General features: G+C 34.5%; 18 protein-coding genes. 12 read left to right on the forward strand and 6 right to left on the reverse strand.

The features are described from left to right. The first annotated feature begins 10 nt into the window (after positions 1–10). From DXU93_RS12500 to DXU93_RS12525, 6 genes are all read left to right on the forward strand, one after another. Positions 11–805, forward strand: coding sequence for a M48 family metalloprotease (locus tag DXU93_RS12500; RefSeq protein WP_116881636.1), 795 nt, complete (start codon positions 11–13; stop codon positions 803–805). Between the two features lie 43 nt (positions 806–848). Continuing rightward, on the forward strand, positions 849–1,586 hold the full coding sequence (locus DXU93_RS12505) for a cyclase family protein (protein ID WP_116881637.1): 738 nt from the start codon (positions 849–851) through the stop codon (positions 1,584–1,586). Between the two features lie 42 nt (positions 1,587–1,628). After that, a complete protein-coding gene (locus DXU93_RS12510; RefSeq protein ID WP_116881638.1) occupies positions 1,629–3,791 on the forward strand; it encodes a DUF5060 domain-containing protein in 2,163 nt (720 codons plus the stop codon). Positions 3,792–3,857: 66 nt separating this feature from the next. Further along, a complete protein-coding gene (locus tag DXU93_RS12515; protein ID WP_116881639.1) occupies positions 3,858–4,277 on the forward strand; it encodes an IPExxxVDY family protein in 420 nt (139 codons plus the stop codon). A gap of 36 nt (positions 4,278–4,313) precedes the next feature. Then, a complete protein-coding gene (gene pyk / locus DXU93_RS12520; RefSeq protein ID WP_116881640.1) occupies positions 4,314–5,732 on the forward strand; it encodes a pyruvate kinase in 1,419 nt (472 codons plus the stop codon). A 235-nt stretch (positions 5,733–5,967) separates the two neighbouring features. After that, complete coding sequence (locus DXU93_RS12525; RefSeq protein ID WP_116881641.1) at positions 5,968–6,888, forward strand: DUF6263 family protein; 921 nt, start codon at positions 5,968–5,970, stop codon at positions 6,886–6,888. Between the two features lie 69 nt (positions 6,889–6,957). Here the strand turns inward: DXU93_RS12525 and DXU93_RS12530 are convergent, their stop codons facing one another. After that, a complete protein-coding gene (locus DXU93_RS12530; RefSeq protein WP_123776133.1) occupies positions 6,958–7,452 on the reverse strand; it encodes a hypothetical protein in 495 nt (164 codons plus the stop codon). Between the two features lie 177 nt (positions 7,453–7,629). Between DXU93_RS12530 and DXU93_RS12535 the strand changes: the two genes are divergently transcribed. Together DXU93_RS12535 and DXU93_RS12540 are read left to right on the forward strand one after the other, a co-directional pair. After that, positions 7,630–8,310, forward strand: coding sequence for a response regulator transcription factor (locus tag DXU93_RS12535; protein WP_116881643.1), 681 nt, complete (start codon positions 7,630–7,632; stop codon positions 8,308–8,310). Between the two features lie 181 nt (positions 8,311–8,491). Continuing rightward, on the forward strand, positions 8,492–8,866 hold the full coding sequence (locus DXU93_RS12540; RefSeq protein WP_116881644.1) for a hypothetical protein: 375 nt from the start codon (positions 8,492–8,494) through the stop codon (positions 8,864–8,866). Here DXU93_RS12540 and DXU93_RS12545 read toward each other — a convergent pair. Genes DXU93_RS12545 through DXU93_RS12555 form a run of 3 tightly spaced genes read right to left on the reverse strand, consistent with a single transcriptional unit; the run spans position 8,863 to position 10,768 of the window. Next, positions 8,863–9,105 carry a hypothetical protein gene (locus DXU93_RS12545; RefSeq protein ID WP_116881645.1) on the reverse strand — a complete coding sequence of 81 codons (243 nt, stop codon included), beginning with the start codon at positions 9,103–9,105 and terminating at the stop codon, positions 8,863–8,865. The two genes, DXU93_RS12540 and DXU93_RS12545, sit on opposite strands and share 4 nt — an antisense overlap. 8 nt (positions 9,106–9,113) lie before the next feature. Then, positions 9,114–9,527 carry a SufE family protein gene (locus tag DXU93_RS12550; RefSeq protein ID WP_116881646.1) on the reverse strand — a complete coding sequence of 138 codons (414 nt, stop codon included), beginning with the start codon at positions 9,525–9,527 and terminating at the stop codon, positions 9,114–9,116. A 26-nt stretch (positions 9,528–9,553) separates the two neighbouring features. Further along, entirely contained in the window at positions 9,554–10,768 is a 1,215-nt protein-coding gene (locus DXU93_RS12555; RefSeq protein WP_116881647.1) for an aminotransferase class V-fold PLP-dependent enzyme, read from the reverse strand. 261 nt (positions 10,769–11,029) lie between these two features. On the opposite strand from DXU93_RS12555, the gene DXU93_RS12560 reads away from it, so the two are divergent. Further along, positions 11,030–11,227, forward strand: a complete 198-nt coding sequence (locus tag DXU93_RS12560; protein WP_116881648.1) for a hypothetical protein — start codon at positions 11,030–11,032, stop codon at positions 11,225–11,227. Between the two features lie 77 nt (positions 11,228–11,304). Further along, the gene (locus DXU93_RS12565; RefSeq protein WP_116881649.1) at positions 11,305–11,697 is read left to right on the forward strand and encodes a hypothetical protein; all 393 of its coding nucleotides are present in this window, start codon (positions 11,305–11,307) and stop codon (positions 11,695–11,697) included. 82 nt (positions 11,698–11,779) lie between these two features. On the opposite strand, the gene DXU93_RS12570 is transcribed toward DXU93_RS12565, so the two are convergent. Together DXU93_RS12570 and DXU93_RS12575 are read right to left on the reverse strand one after the other, a co-directional pair. Next, positions 11,780–13,066 carry an amidohydrolase family protein gene (locus DXU93_RS12570; RefSeq protein WP_116881650.1) on the reverse strand — a complete coding sequence of 429 codons (1,287 nt, stop codon included), beginning with the start codon at positions 13,064–13,066 and terminating at the stop codon, positions 11,780–11,782. A 12-nt stretch (positions 13,067–13,078) separates the two neighbouring features. Continuing rightward, positions 13,079–16,165, reverse strand: a complete 3,087-nt coding sequence (locus tag DXU93_RS12575; RefSeq protein ID WP_116881651.1) for an amidohydrolase family protein — start codon at positions 16,163–16,165, stop codon at positions 13,079–13,081. A gap of 613 nt (positions 16,166–16,778) precedes the next feature. On the opposite strand from DXU93_RS12575, the gene DXU93_RS12580 reads away from it, so the two are divergent. Both DXU93_RS12580 and hflX read left to right on the forward strand, forming a co-directional pair. Continuing rightward, complete coding sequence (locus tag DXU93_RS12580) at positions 16,779–17,216, forward strand: cytochrome B (RefSeq protein WP_116881652.1); 438 nt, start codon at positions 16,779–16,781, stop codon at positions 17,214–17,216. 58 nt (positions 17,217–17,274) lie between these two features. Next, entirely contained in the window at positions 17,275–18,474 is a 1,200-nt protein-coding gene (gene hflX / locus DXU93_RS12585; protein ID WP_116881653.1) for a GTPase HflX, read from the forward strand. Positions 18,475–18,707 lie beyond the last annotated feature (233 nt).

The raw sequence follows: 18,707 nt of genomic DNA on the forward strand, positions 1-18,707 counted from the left end.
ACAATTAAAAATGAAAAAAGTATTTAGTGTTTTAATCTGTTCAATGTTCCTTTTATCTGGATGTAACCTTTTTAATGGTGGAGTACAGAATATTAATTTATTTACCATAGAAAATGATAAAGAATTAGGAAAAGAGGTAGCTGCTGAAATTGATAATAATCCACAAGAGTATCCTGTTTTAGACAGTGCACAAAATCCAACACCTTATAAGTATTTATATGACATCAGAAATACGATTTTAAATTCTGGAAATGTAACTCATAAGGATGATTTTGTTTGGAGATTACGTATCATTAAAGATGATAATACCAAAAATGCATTCTGTACACCTGGTGGTTATATTTATGTTTACACAGGCTTAATTAAGTATTTAGATTCTGAAGAACAATTGGCTGGTGTTTTAGCTCACGAAATTGGTCATGCAGATTTACGTCATTCAACACGTCAGATGACAAAACTTTATGGAGTAGATGTTTTGTTGAATATCATTGCTGGTGATAGAGCCTTGATTAAAGATTTGACTTCTAGTATTGTAGGATTGAAATTTTCAAGAACTCATGAAACGGAGGCTGATAAAGCTTCAGTTACTTACTTGTGTCCAACAGATTATGCTGCTGCTGGTGGAGCGAAATTCTTTGAGAAAATAGAAGCAGAAGGTGGAGCTTCAACTCCAGAATGGTTAAGTACACATCCAAGTCCTGCCAATAGAATTGAATATTTCTATGAGCAAGCCAATCAACAAGGTTGTACGGGTGAGGAAACTTATACAAGTCGTTATCAACAATTGGTGAGGTCATTACCATAGAGTTTAAAAACAAGTGAAAATTACGTTTTAGTCAAAGGATACCATGATTGTAACAACAGAAAAAGGGGAAAAGATTGATTTAAATAAAGGGATAGATTTATCTATTCCTTTATCAAATGATGCGGATAATCCCTTGGCATGGTATGTTAAACCACCGCGTTTTGAACCTGTAATGGAAGACGAGTGGATTGGCGAAGTTAAACAAGGTGGAGCTGTAAATTTCCGTAATATCTTTTTTAATCCGCATGGCCACGGAACACATACAGAGTGTTTAGGTCACATCACGCCGGAAATTTATTCTATAAATAAGCATCTTAATCAATATTTCTTTAAGGCAGTGGTGATTAGCGTTTCACCTGTTCATAAAGGTGAAGATGCTGTTGTAACTTTAGCTCAATTAGAAAAACTGAAGGAATATGATAGTGTTGAGGCCGTAATTCTTAGAACATTGCCAAATACGCCTGACAAAAAGTCAAAAAATTATTCCTCTACCAATCCTCCTTACTTAGATGTAGATTGTTTGGAGTTGTTCAATCAGAAAAAGATAAAGCATCTGTTGTTGGACTTGCCGAGTGTAGATAAGGAGTCAGATGGTGGTGAATTGGCATTTCACCATGGTTTTTGGCAAGTTCCTGAAAATCCACGATTCGATCGAACAATTACAGAAATGATTTTTGTTCCTAATGAAGTTGAAGATGGAACCTATTTGTTAAACCTTCAAGTGGCTCCATTCGAAAATGATGCATCACCAAGTAGACCTGTGATTTTTAGATTATTCTAGAGATAACTTTTCTGTATTCTTTTATTTTATAAAAACTCACTTATGAAAGTATATTTCCTTTTATTCTTTTCTCTTTTTCTAACCGCCTTAGTGATTGGTCAAGACAATCAATTGAAAACGATTGATTTTAAATTCATGAATCAAGATCAATCAAAGGTTGCGCAAAACTCTCGTTTGGAATTAGGGGTAGAATTACCTGATTCAGTTTTACAAATGATTAGACGTTACATGGCGGGTAGGCCAAATCAGCGTGGTGGATTAAATCCATTTGTGAGTTGGGACATAGATGTTAAAGCGATTTTTATGCATAAGGAAAGTGGTGAAAAATCGGAATCTGTGGGTTTTTGGTACCACGAAATGGAAAGAAATGAAAACGCTAACCGATGGAATTATCTTCAAACAGATTACCAGTTTAGAATTCGTTTTGCTCCTGAACACATTGGAGAATGGAGTGTTAAGGTTTTTGTTAAATTACAAGGAGAGCAGGTGTATATTTCTAAAAGAAAATCATTCAATGTTTTTGATTCGAAGTATAAAGGTTTTGTGTCTTTAAATGAGCGTACTCAATATTTAGAAAGAGATGGACGCACAATTATTCCAACCGGGGTAAACCTTCCTTTTCCGAGTAACGAAAATAATTTAATGTATGACTTAGATAAAACCTCAACACTTGATATTGCTGCATGGGAAGAGTATGAAACTTTGGTAAAAGACTATGTTGGAAAAGGTGGAGAGTATTTTAGAATGTTGTTTCATCCTAGTGCCAACGATATAGAATTTGAAGAAGTCGGTTATTATCAAGGGCGTCAAAATTTTGCTTGGGAAATGGATAATATCGTCGCTTTTTGTGAAGAGAACAATGCCTTAATTCAATTGAATTTAATGTATCATACCTACTTTATGAAGTTAGGAGATTATCATCAGTTTAGATATGATTTTGCAAATCACTGGTATGATGAAAATATTTGGCCTTATAAAGATCCAAGTTCTCCATCAGGGTATTCTATTATATTGAATAGTGATACGCCTTCGGATATGTTTTTAGAAGAGTTGGGAATGCGTTATTTGAAGCAGAAAACAAGGTATATCATGGCAAGATGGGGTTATTCAACAAGTATTTCTATGGTTGAGCTTTTGTGTGAACCTTGGCACATAGATGAAAACCCTTATGCTGATGATCGGCCTTATGATGAAATCTCGGAAACAGGAGATAAGGCTAGAAAAGCAGTGTATGAATATCATAAGCAGATTTCAAGTTATATCAAAGATAGTTTAAATTACAATAATCATTTACTTGCTGCTGTAGGAAGGAATCCATCTGGGAAAAGTGCAATTTACTCTCATTATACAAAGGAGCAACCTGAATTTGTTGATAGTACTTGGTTTTTAGAAGATATAGATGTGATTTCAATCTCGTTTTATTCTCGAAGTCCCGAAAAAACAATTCACTCTAAGAAAAGTTCAAATAATAAGTTTCAAAATGAAAATTCTATTGCTGCAACAATTAATCGATTGAAGGAAGTTTATGGCAAACCCGTTCTCTTCGGAGAGTCTGATCATGGAGATGGAACCCACATGTGTTCAGACTATCAAGGACATAAAATAGATGTAATGCGCTATCCTTTTACAGGGAGTATTGGACATTATATTTGGGCTGCTTTTATGAAATCTGATGAGGTTGATCCTTTGCCGAAATCAAGGGATGAAAGCGAGAGTTGGCCTGTTATTATTGAAACTAAAGATTACTTTAATAGTGATCGTTTTATTTCTCTGATTAATGATAAGGAGCTGTTAGGTAGAGAAAGGGCTAAGTTTAAAGGCTCTGATAAGTACCTTGTAGAACATCAATATATCATTGGTGATGAGAAGAGCAAAGTCGAAGGTTATGTTTACAATCGAACCTTTAATGTGCAAACCGCTTCAGCGTCGAATGATCCATCATTAGAAAATAAATGTAATACACTTCCTGAGGGCTATGTTACGCCAACAGAAATATCGTGGCGTCCCAACAGAATGAAAATTGAGGGTTTAAAACCTTTAACCAAATATAGCATCTTCTTTTTTGGGTACGCCAATCACTCTTTATTAATTCAAGCTGATTTACGTACATCCTTACTTGGAAAATTGAAATTGACTCATCCATTACTCGTGCCAAACCAGCAAGGAGCACCATTGCTTTGGTATCAAGTGGAGAGGGCGAATTAATAAATATTTAATACGCTCAATCCATCAAAATTTTGTAATTTTGACTTCTTGTAGATTAATGAGTTTATGGCGAAATATACCTTAAGTTTAGACGAAGATTTTAATTTTGATTTAATAGGTTTATGTAGTCATCAAGGAGATTATAGGGTCTGCTGGGCGATTAATGAAAAAATTGATTTAAAACTTCGAAAATCAATAGAGCCCTTCATGGTTTCAGGAAAAAAAGGGACTATAAACTCTTCACATTCTTTGTATGAATGGGAAGATGAGAATGATAATATAAGCTATTACTTTATTCAAAATAAAAGTCAAGGTAAATATTTAGTTCCGGAGAAGTCTCAAATTGATTTTTTTTTAGTGATTAGAGAAGCTGGAAGTGTTGATTTAAAAAATCTTCTCTCTCAATTAAAGCAAATACCTTGTATTCTAACAGCTTTTGACTTTGATCCTTATGAATTGAAATCTGCAAATAAGTTCATATTTTAATATGGATGTAAGAAACATTAGAAAATATAGAAAGACATGAAAAGAACTAAAATTGTAGCTACGATAGGACCAGCTTCATCATCAAAGCAAGTATTGAAAGGAATGATGGAAGCAGGAATGAATGTTGCGAGAATCAATTTTTCTCATGGTTCATATGAGAATCATGAAGAGGTTATTCAAAATATTCGAGAGTTAAATGAAGAAACAGGGTTGAATATTGCGATTCTTGCCGATTTACAAGGTCCAAAGATTCGTACCCGTGAAATGGAAAACAATGGAGTGGAGCTCGTTCCAGGTGAAAATGTTGAAATCGTAACAGATGAAGATGTTGTGGGAACAAGTGCTCGCTTTTCGATCAATTATACTCAGTTGGCTGCAGATATCAAACCAGGTGAGCACATTCGATTGGATGATGGAAAGCTTGAACTAAAAGTTGTTTCTACAGATGGAAAAGTAATTCAAGCTGTTGTAACACACGGTGGAATCCTATCTTCAAACAAAGGAGTGAACCTTCCAAATACTGTGATTTCATTACCTTCATTAACTGAGAAAGATACCAATGATTTACAGTTTGCAATGGAGCATGATGTGGATTGGATAGGATTGTCGTTTGTACGTTCTACAAGAGATATCATTGAATTGAAACACATCATTAGTAAGAACAGAAATAAAGCGAAGATTGTTGCTAAGATAGAGAAGCCAGAGGCCATTAAAGATATTGATGGAATCATCAAGGAAACGGATGCTATCATGGTTGCTAGAGGTGATTTAGGTGTTGAGATTCCTATGGAAGATGTGCCATTGGTTCAAAAAATGCTGATTAAAAAATGTTACTTGCACGCAAAACCAATTATTGTTGCAACGCAAATGATGGAGAGTATGATTGAAGATTATACGCCAACTCGTGCTGAGGTGAATGATGTTGCAAACGCTGTACTAGATGGAACAGATGCAGTTATGTTGTCTGGAGAAACTTCTGTCGGTAAGCATCCGATTACAGTTATTCAAGCAATGGATAAAATTGTTCGTAAGATTGAAGAATCAGACATGATTTACTACAAAGAAGAAGTTCCTGAGAAAAACCAAGAACGTTTTATTTCAGATTCAATTTGTTTTAATGCAACAAGACTTGGGAATAGGGTTGATGCTAAAGCAATTGTTACCATGACTTTCTCTGGATATACAGCTTATAAAATTGCATCACAACGACCAAAATCGCAAATTTTTGTTTTTACAAGTAACAGAGAAATTTTAACACAATTGAATCTGGTTTGGGGTGTTCGCGCAATTTACTATGATAAAATGGTAAGTACAGATCATACAATTGCAGATATAAAATACATTTTGAAAGATAAAGGTTTCTTGAGCAAAGGAGAATTGGTTATTAATGTTGCATCAATGCCGATTGAGTCTAAAGGGAAATCAAATATGTTGAGATTGAGCTACATTGAGTAAGCTTTAAAAATACTGTTTTAAAACCTCATCGAATTGAATACTCCACTTGGAAAAATCTTTTTGATGAGGTTTTTTTTGATCCATACCCAAATGGATTGTTTGAAGCGTAAATTAAGGATTGTAAAATGTCAGTTGTTTGATTTTAATAGTATTTTTGAAATTCTTGATTAGATTCAAAGCATAAGCTATATTGCTATAAGCTACAATCTAATCTATTATTTAATTCTTTATTATTATGAAAACACTCTACACAATTGTATTTACTCTTTTGTTTATTTCCTCGAATTATGCACAAGGATTGTATTTGAATCTAGAAAAAGGAAAGGAATACCTACAACATTCTAACTCAACAACCAAAGTTCTTCAACATATTGAAGGTCAGGAATTGCATACAACAATATCTTTAATTGGTACCACTTCCTTTCTTGTCAAAAAAGTTAAACGAAAAGGATATGTGATGGATGTAAGGTTTGTAGATCTGTTGATGCAAATGAACAGTCCTCAAGGAACGATGGAGTTTGATTCTGAAAACCCTGGATCAGATGATATTTTTTCTGATTTACTTAAGAAAATGACTGATTTTTCTTTTGAAATCACACTTAGCAAATTTGGTCGAGTATTAGACGCAAACGAAATGAATGGGATTTGGGATGTGATGGTTGATGAGGTTCAGGGACTGTCTGGAGCACAAAAGAAACAAATTAAGGCCGAATTAAATAAAACATATGGAGAGAAAGCTTTTACAGGAAATTTAGAATCTGTAACAGCAATTTATCCTGAAAATCCTGTTGAATTAGGGGATAAATGGATGGTTGAAACGATTCTTTCATCTGGAATGAAGGCAAAATCTGAAGCTGATTTAAAGCTAACAAAGTTAAATGAAGATTATGCCTTGATTATAAGTGAATCCAATATAACAACGATTAATAAGGATGAATATGCTTTAATTGGTGGTTTAGAAATTAAATATGATATGAATGGGACTGCTTCAGCGGAATATAAAGTTGACCCAAAATCAGGTTGGATTAAAGAGGCAAAAATCATTCAAGAAATGGAGGGCGTAGCGTATGTCAAAGGAAATCCTCAAATGCCTGAAGGATTAGAAATACCAATGACGATGTCAAGCGAGTCTGAAATTTCGAGTCAAAAACAATAACAAAAAATTGATGTATTAAAAAGCCCAACTTAATTTTTCAAGTTGGGCTTTTTTATTTTCTGATTCTAATTACTTGATTATGTATCTAACAGCAACGGCAGAACTTAAACCAAATGACCTACTGTTTATGATTCCAATGCTTGGTCCTGCTTCCACAGCAAAGCCTAGCGGTATATTCGTATTGGGAAGAATATTGAAGTCTAACCCAATTACTGCATCTGCATTTAAGAAAAATCCATCATCATAATCATGATCATGCCAATGGTTACCGTTGTTCCATGCACCAAGGGTTCCACCTACACCTAGGTACCAGTCAAAGCCATCAGTCCAGCCTGTAGGTCTTTGCCATTCATAAAGTAATTGTCCTGTAAGGTGATTATTACCACCACCAAGCGTTATGTCTAAAGCGTTACTTCCTCCAATAAAGGTTTTAAAATTAATACCACCACCACTAAACGGATTGTGAGGGCTTAGTCCTTTTAAACCAATTGCGTGCTGATAAGTTTGTGCAAAAGAGAATGTCGACATTAATAAAATACCCGTAATAAATAATAGTTTTTTCATAAAATTAATTTTGGTTGTGATTAAATATACCATTTTAAAAGGAGTAAGAATCGTGTAAAACTCCTTTAAATTGTAAAAAATGCTAATTACTATTTTTGAAAAACATCTACTACTTAATTTTAAGGTTATATTAAATTGCGGAGAATTTTTATATTTGTCTAACCAATAAAACTATCAATGAAAGGTATATTGATTTTAGATGATGAGGAGGAGATCCGTGAATTATTAGACTATAATTTATCCAAAGAAGGTTTTTCTTGTTTTCTCGCTGGAGATGGAAAGGAAGGCCTTGAGGTTTTGGCTGAAAACAAAGATAAAATTGATCTTATTTTATTGGATGTAATGATGCCGGTGATGGATGGAATTGAAGTTTGTGAAGTCATCCGAAATAACGCACAATATGACGATAAGTTGATCTGTTTTTTAACTGCCAGAAATGAAGATTATAGTCAAGTTGCGGGATTAGACGCTGGAGCGGATGATTATATTTCAAAACCTTTAAAACCTAAAGTCCTTATTAGTAGAATTAATGCTTTGTTTAGAAGGAATAAAGGAAGTTTTAGAGCTTCTGATGATGAGACAAGTATCTTGAATGTGGATCGTGAAAAATACACTGTAACCCTTAAAGGAGAAAATGTTCACCTTCCAAGAAAAGAATTCGAATTGTTAGATTTATTGGCCTCCAAGCCTGGAAAAGTATTTGAAAGAGATGTAATATTGTCCACTGTTTGGGGAGTTGATATCGTTGTTGGTGATCGAACCATCGATGTACATGTTAGAAAGTTGAGAGAAAAGATTGGATCTCATTATATTCAGACCGTTAAAGGAGTTGGGTATAAATTTGTTAACGATAAATAAGAGAAGGAGTTATAGTAAACGTCAATTTAAACTGTTTGTAGAACCTAAAATCATCCAAATAAATATACTTCGAATAAATCAGTGAATTTTATTCTTAATTTATTGTTTGAAATTAATAAGAAGTCATTATTTTTGTGCCTGATTTTACAGACCGCTAATTGGTTAATTAATCGTAAAAAGAATGAAAGTAGAAACCATATACGTTATCGAGAACAATAAGTTTGGAAAAGCCATTGCAGAATGGGCTGAGGATAAGCGTATCCAAGTGGTTCATACAACCAAAAAGAAAGATGATTTAAGTGAGCTCGTTGAAGGTGTAGTTTTGTTTCACGAGAACCATAATTTTACCAAAGACGATGATGATATTCAATCTGAACTAAGTGAAAGAAATACCTCAGTTCATAAGGTTGATATTAATGGAACTTTAGCTGCAACGAACTCTAGTTTTAACATGTGGTTAGACCGAAACCGACCAAATTCAATCTTGATTTTAGGAGATGAAAAAGTTGCTAAAAATGGTAATCTTGAAAATTTCTTGAAAGGAATCAATAACTAGTAACAGTCATCTGTTTTCTCAATAACTTCTAACAGTCTACGAGGCTGGTCTTTATACTTCTCTTGAATAGTATCCATGATTTCAATGCATTCAATATGCTTGTCTGTTTGATAGCGAGATGCACTAATGCACTCACAATAGTCAGTCATTAATGCATCTAATTCTGGGTCATCACAACTGGTAAATACAAAGGATAATATTGTGATGCCTATAATTTTTTTGATTACGCTATTGAGCATTGGATAACTTATTTTACGGCTTTCAAAGCGTTCAACTTCATTTCCTTAACCATACTCACTAATCCGTTTGAACGGGTAGGTGATAAGTGCTCCTGTAAACCAATTTCTTTAATGAATGCAAAGTCAGATTTTGCTACATCTGCAGGTGTTTCATCATTGACTACACGAATCAATAAAGCAATGATTCCTTTAGTGATAATAGCATCAGAATCAGCAGTGAAGTTCATTTTGTTGTCTTCTGTTTCTGCATTTAGCCATACACGTGATTGACAACCTTTAATTAATCTATCTTCAGTTTTTAAATCATCTTGAATTAAAGGAAGATCTTTACCTAGTTCAATGATGTATTCATACTTGTCCATCCAATCATCGTAGATGGCAAATTCATCAATTATCTCTTGTTCTTTAGCTTTTATACTCATTTCTAAAATTTTTAAATCAATCTTAATTAATCTTTTAACATTGGAATGATCCTCTCCAAAGCCTTGATAAAGATATCAATTTCCTCTTTGGTATTGTAAAACGCGAATGATGCACGAATGGTTCCTGGAATACAAAATTGATCCATGATGGGCTGTGTACAATGATGTCCTGTCCTTACAGCAATCCCCATTTTGTCAAGTAGCGTACCCACATCATAAGGATGTGTACCCTCAATTAAAAATGAAATTACACTCGTTTTGTTTTTGGCTCGTCCATAAAACTGTATTCCTTCAATTTTCGATAATGCTTCGGTGGCATAATCCAATAACTCTTGTTCGTGTTGAAGTACTGCTTCCATGTCTAGTGAGTTCAGGAATTCGAAAGCTGCACCGAGTCCGATTCCTCCTGCAATATTAGGTGTTCCTGCTTCAAATTTATGTGGAAGTTCGTTATATGTCGTTTTTTCCAGTGTGACTTCTTTTATCATGTCTCCACCTCCTTGATACGGCGGCATGCTGTTTAGGATTTCTTCTTTTCCATAAAGTACGCCAATACCTGTTGGGCCGAATAATTTGTGGCCAGAAAAAGCATAGAAATCACAATCTAATTCTTGAACATTAACCTGGATGTGTTGAATACTCTGAGCGCCATCAATTAATACTTTTGCACCTACTTTATGTGCTTTGTCAATGATGTGTTTTACATCGTTAACTGTGCCTAATGCATTCGAAATGTGAGTAACAGCAACAAGTTTTGTCTTTGCTGAAAGAATTGTCTCGAACTGGTCTAGAGCTAACTCTCCATTTTCATTCATTGGAATGATGCGAAGTTTACATCCTTTGCGTTCACAAAGCATTTGCCAAGGAACAATATTTGAATGATGTTCCATCGCAGAAATTATGATTTCATCCTCTGCTGTAAGCAATTCTCCAAAAGAGAAAGCAACTAGGTTTATACTGTCTGTTGTTCCCTTTGTGAATAATATTTCATGACTTTCCTTTGCGCCTAGATATTGCTGTATTGTTGTTCTCGCATTTTCGTAAGCAGAAGTTGCTTCTTGACTTAATGTGTGAACTCCTCTGTGAATGTTTGCATTTTCTTTGGCGTAATAATCATTAATACGCTGAATTACAGAACTCGGTTTTTGAGTAGTCGCCCCATTGTCGAAGTAAACCAATGGTTTCCCATGAATTTTTTCAGACAAAATTGGAAATTGAGATCGTATTTCTTGAATGTTCATTCCTTTTATTTTGATTGTTACAAAGGTACAAAGCTAACTTTACAATTAAGCGTTTTCTAAATGATATTGTGGAGTCTTAAGTTAAAAAGTGCGAAACAATTGATGATTTCCTCCTTGTCTTTTTTATGATAGTTGATATGTTTAGGTATAATTACACAAATTCCTTGATTTTAACCGTTTTTATAAAAACCTCCATATTTACCTATATAATTATTTTTATATTTACAACTATTCAAATGTTATTAACTAAAAATTAATTATATGAAAAAGGTAATTATTTATGCTAGCGCGCTTGCGATGTCATTTGCTTTTGCATCTTGTGAAGACAATGATTCAGTAGGAGATGAGATGAATGATGTGAAAGAAGAAATGAATGAAGCTGGTGAAGCTGCTGGAGATAAAATCGAAGAAAAAGCAGAAGAAACTAAAGAGAATATAGAAGAGTCTACAAATAATTAAAAGACTTGTTTTAACCCCTTGTCAAATTATTATATATTTGACATAACTATTATTAATGAATAACTAAAACAAATTACATGAAAAAATTATTTATTTACGCCAGTGCATTCGCTGTATCAGTTGCATTTACATCTTGTGAAAACAATGATTCTGTAGGTGATGAAATGGATGATGTGAAAGAAGAAATGAATGAAGCTGGTGAAGCTGCAGGAGACAAGATTAATGTTGAAACAGAAGAAGCAAAACAAAATATAGAAGAGTCTACTGAAGAAGCTAAAAAGAGCTTAGAAGAAACTTCAGAGGATGTTAAGGAAAACATTGAGGAAACTTCTGAAGATGTTAAAGAAAATATAGAAGAGACTTCTGAAGATGTAAAATCATCAGTAAATGATGGTGTTGAGGAAACTAAAGAAGCAGCAAAAGAAGTTCACTCAGATGTTAAAGGAGGATTGATGAAGTCAGAGAAATAATGACTTTGCCTTTTTTCAAAAGTGAGAATTGGCTCACTTAATGATTTAAGAAAGCTTGTCATCGACAAGCTTTTTTTATGTCTTAATTTTGTTGATCTTTTTTATACTTCTCTTGATACTTGTCGTATAAATCGGTTTGAATGTTAGTTAAATCTATAAATTCACCATTAATCATTCCCGTAATTATATTATTGGTACGCATATCTAATGCATTTCCATTATTGACAAACAAAGTGGCTTTCTTACCAACTTCAATACTCCCAACAATTTCTCCTATTCCTAAGATTTTTGCAGTATTCAGAGTGATGGCAGAAAGTGCTTCTCCTTGATTTAATCCATAGGCCATTGCAGTTCCTGCTAAGAAAGGGAGGTTTCTTGTGTTCATTGTTTCCATTCTACCTGAATTTTGAATGCAAAATAAAACACCTGCTTCGTTCAGTAAATAGGGAAGTCGATAGGGTAAATCAATCGGATCATCTTCATTTGAAGGTAGTGTATGTCCACCTTTTATAATGACTGGAACATTGGCTGTGACTAACTCACTTGTAACTTTGTGGGCATCATAACCACCAACAATTACAGGATAGTTGATGTTCAACTCTCTTTGAAAATCGATGATATCTAAAATCGCACGCATCTGATTTCCGTGAATGTAAAGTCGTTTTTCTCCTGTGAATAGTTCACGCATTGCCTCAAATCGTTGGTCAAAAATATCGGTTGACTTACTGTAGGCGTGAGCAGCCTCAAAAAATGAGCGTATCTCTTTTAATTTTGTACTGTAATTTTCATTAAGTGATTTGGATTTCCCAGACCAACCTCCTCCGCTTATAGGGTTTGGCCAATTGAGGTGGATTCCATCATCGGTTTTTAAAACAGCATCTTCCCAATTCCATGCATTTAAACTCATAATTGATGATGATCCCGAAATAACACCGCCTTCTGGCGTTGCTTGGGTGTAAAACACACCATTTGTTTTAACTGTTCCAATGACATCTGATTCCGCATTGTAAGCGATTAAGGAACGAACATGAGGATTAAAAGTTCCCACTTCTTTGAAATCACGTGTAGCCCTTACCGCATCAATTTCTGTTAGACCTAATTTTGAATTTGGTGCAATAAAGCCAGGATAAATATCTAAACCTTTAAGGTCGATTATAGTATCCCAAACTGCTTTGTCTATATTGTGCGTTAGTGCATTTTCAACGAGTATAATTTCATCTCCTTTAACTCCAACCAATCCTTGATTGATCACTTTTCCATTTCCTATATGTACGGTAGCTTTAGAAAATAAGATGGTTTTTTGTGCAGTCCCAGAAAATCCAAAACATACAAAAAGAAAGAACGATATAATTAATTTCTGTGTATTCATATTTCTAGTTTTCTAGTGTTTTGATTCTCCAATAGTGTCGCAATGCCAGTGTCTTTCCTTCTTTTTAACGAAAGTTTTCTTCGGCTCTCCTTTTTTATTTGATGTCAACATCTTGCTAATGATGCGGGCTTTTTCTTCTTGAATTCTGTAATATTCATCAACACTTTTCCATGCATCATAAAGGAGTTCTCCATCAATGAAGGTTTTACTTACTTGTGCGTTTATGCTCAAAGGATTGTCCGTCCATATCACAACATCTGCATCTTTACCTTCTTTCAAACTTCCCATTCTATCATCAAGATGTAGCATTTTTGCGGGATTTAAAGTAATCATTTTCCAAGCATCTTCCTCGCTCATTCCACCGTATTTTATCGATTTTGCAGCTTCTTGATTCAAGCGGCGCCCCATTTCAGCGTCATCAGAATTAATGGCAACCAATACACCTTGTTCTTGCATAATGTTCGCATTAAAAGGAATTGCATCTTTTACTTCGTATTTGTAAGCCCACCAATCTGAAAAAGTACTTCCTCCAGCACCATGTTTGGCCATCTTGTCTGCCACTTTGTATCCTTCTAAAATATGGGTAAATGTATTAACAGTAAAGCCCATCGAATCTGCAACATTCATTAGCATATTGATTTCACTTTGGACGTAACTGTGGCAACTGATGAAGCGTTCGCTATTTTTAACCTCCCAAATAGATTCTAATTCTAAATCTATAGCAGGTGCAGAAATGTTACCCTTCTCTTTTTGTCGTGGAGACAATTCATTGTACTTCTTCCATTTTTTCTTGTAAGTTTCTGCACGTAAAAAAGCATCGTAGAAGACTTGTTCAACTCCCATTCTTGTTTGCGGAAAACGAATCGTTTGATAATCTCCCCAATTACTTTGTTTTACATTTTCTCCTAAAGCAAACTTGATGAATTTTGGCATATCTTTTACCAACATTTCCTGAGGAGAATATCCCCATTTTAATTTAATGATCGCTGATTGTCCTCCAATTGGGTTGGCAGAACCATGCAGTAGGTGTGAAACTGTTACTCCACCAGCTAACTGTCTGTAGATGTTGATGTCATCATTACGCACAACATCGGCTATGCTCACCTCTGCAGAAACAGCTTGTCCACTTTCATTAACGCCTTTTGAAATTGCAATGTGCGAATGTTCGTCAATAATTCCAGAAGTGACATGCATTCCGCTACAATCAATTTCAATTGCACGTGAAGGAATGCTAAAGTTTCCTGTTCCTATAAAATCAATTTTTCCATCTTTTAAAATGATGGTTCCTTTCTCAATAATTCCTTCTTTTTCGTTCGTCCAGAGGGTTGCGTTTCTTAAAACATAAATCTCCTCCTCAGGAATAGTGTCGAATCCATATGCCATGTTCGGGAACCAAATGTCACCCACTTCACTGGTGTCAACACTTATTGTGTTTTTTGAAATTTCATCCTTGTCATTCTCTAAGCTTGATAATTGTATCCCTGACCATTTAACCCATTCTCCGTCTGGTAATTGACCTTGACCTAGAAAAGCATTGATTTTCTGACTATAATTACCGTGTAGCGTTACAACGCCTTCATTGTAATTGTCTTTAACATCAAAATAGAAAACAGCATCTCTATAATCTACAGTAATATTTACCTTTGATTTTAGAGTGTCTATAGTGGATAATTTTGTTTCAGGATCAACCGATTTGAAGAAACTCATGGCTGTACCAGTTGGCTTCTCAGCACTTCCTTTGATGTCAATGATGTAAGATGTTTCTGGAAGGCTAAATCTGTATTTCCCACGAATGTCAATATCAGCCACCTCTTTGGTATGGTGTTTTACTCCCATTGACCATGATTCTAGCAAGGTTGTGTTTTTCATTACAAATGGATCGGCATCAAAAACGGAGAAACTAGCAATCTTTCCTTTTTCTAAAGTTCCTGCCTGTTCACTAATTCCGAAGATTTTTGCCGGGGTTGTAGTCAGGGCAGCAATGGCATCTTCTCTTGATAATCCACGTTCTAATGCATTATGAAAATGCTTCCAAAATGTTTTGGCGTCTTGATGTCCTTTTGAAGTTAGGGCTATATCTACTTTGTTGGACTGAAGAACATAAGGATTTGAAGGAGCTAATTCCCATTCTTTTAGGTCGCTTAGTGGAATTTGTTGAGAAATGTATGGGTCTCCTACATCATAAGCTTCTGGGAAGTCAATTGGTAAAACAAGTGGTTGCTCCCATTCTTTAAAGTCGTTAATTTGCTCAAATTCGTTTCCTGCTCCAATAATAACGAAATCCAAATCAAATTCTTGTGCGATTTTATTGGCACGTAAAACCTCTAATTTATCTTCAACCACAAAGATTATTGGGTGATTTAATTGTTCACTTAAAGCATTTAATGATAAATTTTCTTGAAGCTCTTTTTTATTTACTGCATAGTATTGCGCATCATAAATGGCTTGTCTTAATAAAGCAATTGCCCCCATTTGAGAAGACGGATAGGTTTGTCTTGAAACTCCTTTTTGCAAAGAGAAAAAAGCTGCACCTTTTGTTTTGATGATGGCTTTTTCCTCTGGAACTTCTCCAAGAGCAACAATGGCTCCGTTTCCTCGTGCAATACCATCGTTAATATGTGTAACAGCAATATTGAAACCCATTTCCTGTAGTTTTTTTGATGCTTTTGGGTCCACTTTAAAGTGTCTTGCTGCATCTACCTCAGGGTGTATGGCTTCATTCCAATAAAACGCCCCGTCTTTACTGCTTTCAATTTGAGGTCGAGGACTCCATTCTTTTCTTTTTACGTTTGGTAGACCGACATTTGTGTAACTTTCAATAAATGAAGGAACGATTGTTTTACCATCCATATCAACAATTACAGCCCCTTCAGGAAATCGAATTAATTTTCCAACGGCTGTGATTTTACCATCTTTAATCGCAATAGAAGCATTGTTGATTGTTTTTTCAGGACTCACAATAATTGTAGCGTTTCGTAGTACAAGCGCTGAAGGTTCCGATTCCTTAACACCATTGTTTGGAATTGGGGTTTGACTATGAACAAAAAGCTGAATCAACGAGAAAAGAGAGATACAAATGAATATTCGCACAGTTTCCATAATTTAATATAAAAGATGCGAAATTAATATTTTTTAGTGTTTAAGTTGTAATGAATTGGTTACATAACTTTATTTAACGCATAAGTTGAATTTTAGGACTTGCTGAAGGGTATTATGAAGTGTCTTCATTATTTCGTTTTTAAGATTTAAAGTATTTGAAATATAGATAATTCATAGCTTATTTAGGAAAATCGCCTTAGCAATAGTTTTAGGCTTTATCTTTTGTAGATTTGAAGTAATCGACTATATTTAAGTCTATTAATTGAAAAGCACATGAGATCAGCACTACTTTATCTATTTAATTTCCTCATTAGGAGTTTCTCAAGAGCAATCGGGAATTATTGTTGGAATTACAAAAAGTGGTTTAGCCAATCCTGTATCTATGTTGTCTGGATATTTTAAATATGCAGACGAATCTGCGTTAAGGGTAATGACAATGCAATATGCAAAAGTTGATGAAGGCGGTAAATCCTATTATTTCGTGAATGCAAGTAGGTCAGTAATAAGGGTTCGAATTCAACCTTGATTTCCATCCGAGAAGCCTTCGTCTTAATTTCTCCTTTTTATACGCTTTAATCGGTCTATTTTGGTATTTTTGAGAAAAAAAATAATTATGAAAGGATTAGTTGCTGCTCACTCAGGTTTACGTTATATCGTATTGTTGTTTTTGGTGATTGCTATTGTGAATGCAATTGCGAATTTGAAATCAGATAAATACGAGAAAAAAGACAAAATGATCAATCTATTTTCGATGATCTTTTTACACATTCAATTGCTACTTGGATTGGCGCTTTATGCCATCAGTGATAAAGTAAATTTTTCAAGTCAGACCATGAGTGAAACAACGTATAGATTTTTCACAGTTGAACATATTTTATTAATGGTTGTAGCCATTATTTTTGTTACTTTAGGAAGAAAGAAAGCCGAAAAGCAAACGATTCCAGCATTAAAGCATAAAATGATTTTAAGATATTATGGATTAGGTTTGATAATCATTTTTGTTGCTATTCCATGGCCTTTTATTTACAATGTAGGAGCTGGCTATTTCTAGACGCCTTAAGGGAAGTATAATTTCAAATATTAAAATAATTAATTCGTAGAATAACTGAATGGAAGTAGGGAAGTTAAAAGAGGATTTAAAAGGAGAAAGAGCCGTATTGGTTGGTGCAATCGTACAAAATCAATCGGAAGAAGAAGCAATCGACCACATTGAAGAACTTGAGTTTTTAGCAAAAACAGCGGGTGCAATAACAGAGAAAAAGTTTTTGCAGAAATTGCAAAATATAAATCCTAAAACTTTCTTGGGAAGTGGTAAAATTGAAGAAGTTAAGAAATATGTCCTTCAGAATAAGATTGACATGGTCATTTTTGACGAGGAACTATCTCCAGCCCAACTCCGAAACATCGAACGAATTTTTGAAATTAAAGTCCTCGACCGAAGTAATTTAATCTTAGATATTTTCGCTTCCAGAGCACAAACTTCTCACGCAAGAACGCAAGTTGAATTGGCACAATATCAATACTTGTTGCCACGATTAACAAACATGTGGACTCACCTTGATAAACAAAAAGGAGGGATCGGTATGCGTGGTCCAGGAGAGCGACAAATTGAAACTGACCGTCGAATTATTAAAGACAGAATTTCACTTTTAAAGAAAAAATTAAAGGAAATTGATAAACAAAAAGCTGTTCAACGCGGTAATCGTGGTCAATTGGTGCGTGCTGCGTTAGTTGGTTATACAAATGTAGGGAAAAGTACCATCATGAATACCTTGAGTAAATCAGAGGTGTTTGCAGAGAATAAACTTTTTGCAACGTTAGATACTACTGTTCGAAAGGTGGTTATTGAGAATTTACCTTTTTTATTGACAGATACGGTTGGTTTTATTCGGAAATTACCACATCAATTGGTAGAGTCGTTTAAATCTACTTTGGATGAAGTTCGAGAAGCCGATTTATTGATTCACGTAGTGGATGTATCTCATCCAAACTTCGAAGATCACCACCGTGTGGTAAATGAAACCTTGGCTGAAATTGACAAGAAAGACAAGCCAACAATCGTTGTTTTCAATAAAATTGATGCGTATAAATACGTCCCTCAAGAGGAAGATGACTTGTCACCAAAAACACAAGAGAACTATTCTCTTGAAGAGTTGAAAAGTCAATGGATTTCAAAAATTGACAACAACAAGTGTGTGTTTATTTCCGCTGAAAACAAAACGAATTTTGACGAATTGAAACACGTGATTTACGAAGAAGTAAAAACAATTTTCCAAGTAAGATATCCTTATAATAACTTTTTGTATTGATTTTTAAATCAGTATAAAAATTTGTTGATTATTGTTTTGCTATTAATTTATCAATTCAGCATTCTCCATTGGGGTTAGTGTTTCCTCTTACCTCAGGAGAATTTCCGAATATTTATTTTACTTATTTCTTTAATTTTATCCAATCACCAAAGATAAAACCTCCGCGCACCTCTCTACATCGGAAAGTTCAACACAAGAGTGAAAAAACTCTATATCCCGACTTTTGTAGGTGA

Origin of the sequence: Brumimicrobium aurantiacum (genome assembly GCF_003402975.1) — a bacterium.
In the GTDB taxonomy this organism is placed as follows: Bacteria; Bacteroidota; Bacteroidia; order Flavobacteriales_D; family Crocinitomicaceae; genus Brumimicrobium; species Brumimicrobium aurantiacum.

Coding starts and splice junctions, on each gene's coding strand:
- DXU93_RS12580 (WP_116881652.1), top strand. CDS start 16,779: ATGAAAGGATTAGTTGCTGCTCACTCAGGTTTACGTTATATCGTATTG.
- DXU93_RS12505 (WP_116881637.1), top strand. CDS start 849: ATGATTGTAACAACAGAAAAAGGGGAAAAGATTGATTTAAATAAAGGG.
- DXU93_RS12565 (WP_116881649.1), top strand. CDS start 11,305: ATGAAAAAATTATTTATTTACGCCAGTGCATTCGCTGTATCAGTTGCA.
- DXU93_RS12545 (WP_116881645.1), bottom strand. CDS start 9,105: ATGCTCAATAGCGTAATCAAAAAAATTATAGGCATCACAATATTATCC.
- DXU93_RS12530 (WP_123776133.1), bottom strand. CDS start 7,452: ATGAAAAAACTATTATTTATTACGGGTATTTTATTAATGTCGACATTC.
- DXU93_RS12510 (WP_116881638.1), top strand. CDS start 1,629: ATGAAAGTATATTTCCTTTTATTCTTTTCTCTTTTTCTAACCGCCTTA.
- DXU93_RS12500 (WP_116881636.1), top strand. CDS start 11: ATGAAAAAAGTATTTAGTGTTTTAATCTGTTCAATGTTCCTTTTATCT.
- DXU93_RS12570 (WP_116881650.1), bottom strand. CDS start 13,066: ATGAATACACAGAAATTAATTATATCGTTCTTTCTTTTTGTATGTTTT.
- DXU93_RS12555 (WP_116881647.1), bottom strand. CDS start 10,768: ATGAACATTCAAGAAATACGATCTCAATTTCCAATTTTGTCTGAAAAA.
- DXU93_RS12535 (WP_116881643.1), top strand. CDS start 7,630: ATGAAAGGTATATTGATTTTAGATGATGAGGAGGAGATCCGTGAATTA.
- DXU93_RS12540 (WP_116881644.1), top strand. CDS start 8,492: ATGAAAGTAGAAACCATATACGTTATCGAGAACAATAAGTTTGGAAAA.
- hflX (WP_116881653.1), top strand. CDS start 17,275: ATGGAAGTAGGGAAGTTAAAAGAGGATTTAAAAGGAGAAAGAGCCGTA.
- DXU93_RS12525 (WP_116881641.1), top strand. CDS start 5,968: ATGAAAACACTCTACACAATTGTATTTACTCTTTTGTTTATTTCCTCG.
- DXU93_RS12550 (WP_116881646.1), bottom strand. CDS start 9,527: ATGAGTATAAAAGCTAAAGAACAAGAGATAATTGATGAATTTGCCATC.
- DXU93_RS12515 (WP_116881639.1), top strand. CDS start 3,858: ATGGCGAAATATACCTTAAGTTTAGACGAAGATTTTAATTTTGATTTA.
- DXU93_RS12560 (WP_116881648.1), top strand. CDS start 11,030: ATGAAAAAGGTAATTATTTATGCTAGCGCGCTTGCGATGTCATTTGCT.
- DXU93_RS12575 (WP_116881651.1), bottom strand. CDS start 16,165: ATGGAAACTGTGCGAATATTCATTTGTATCTCTCTTTTCTCGTTGATT.
- pyk (WP_116881640.1), top strand. CDS start 4,314: ATGAAAAGAACTAAAATTGTAGCTACGATAGGACCAGCTTCATCATCA.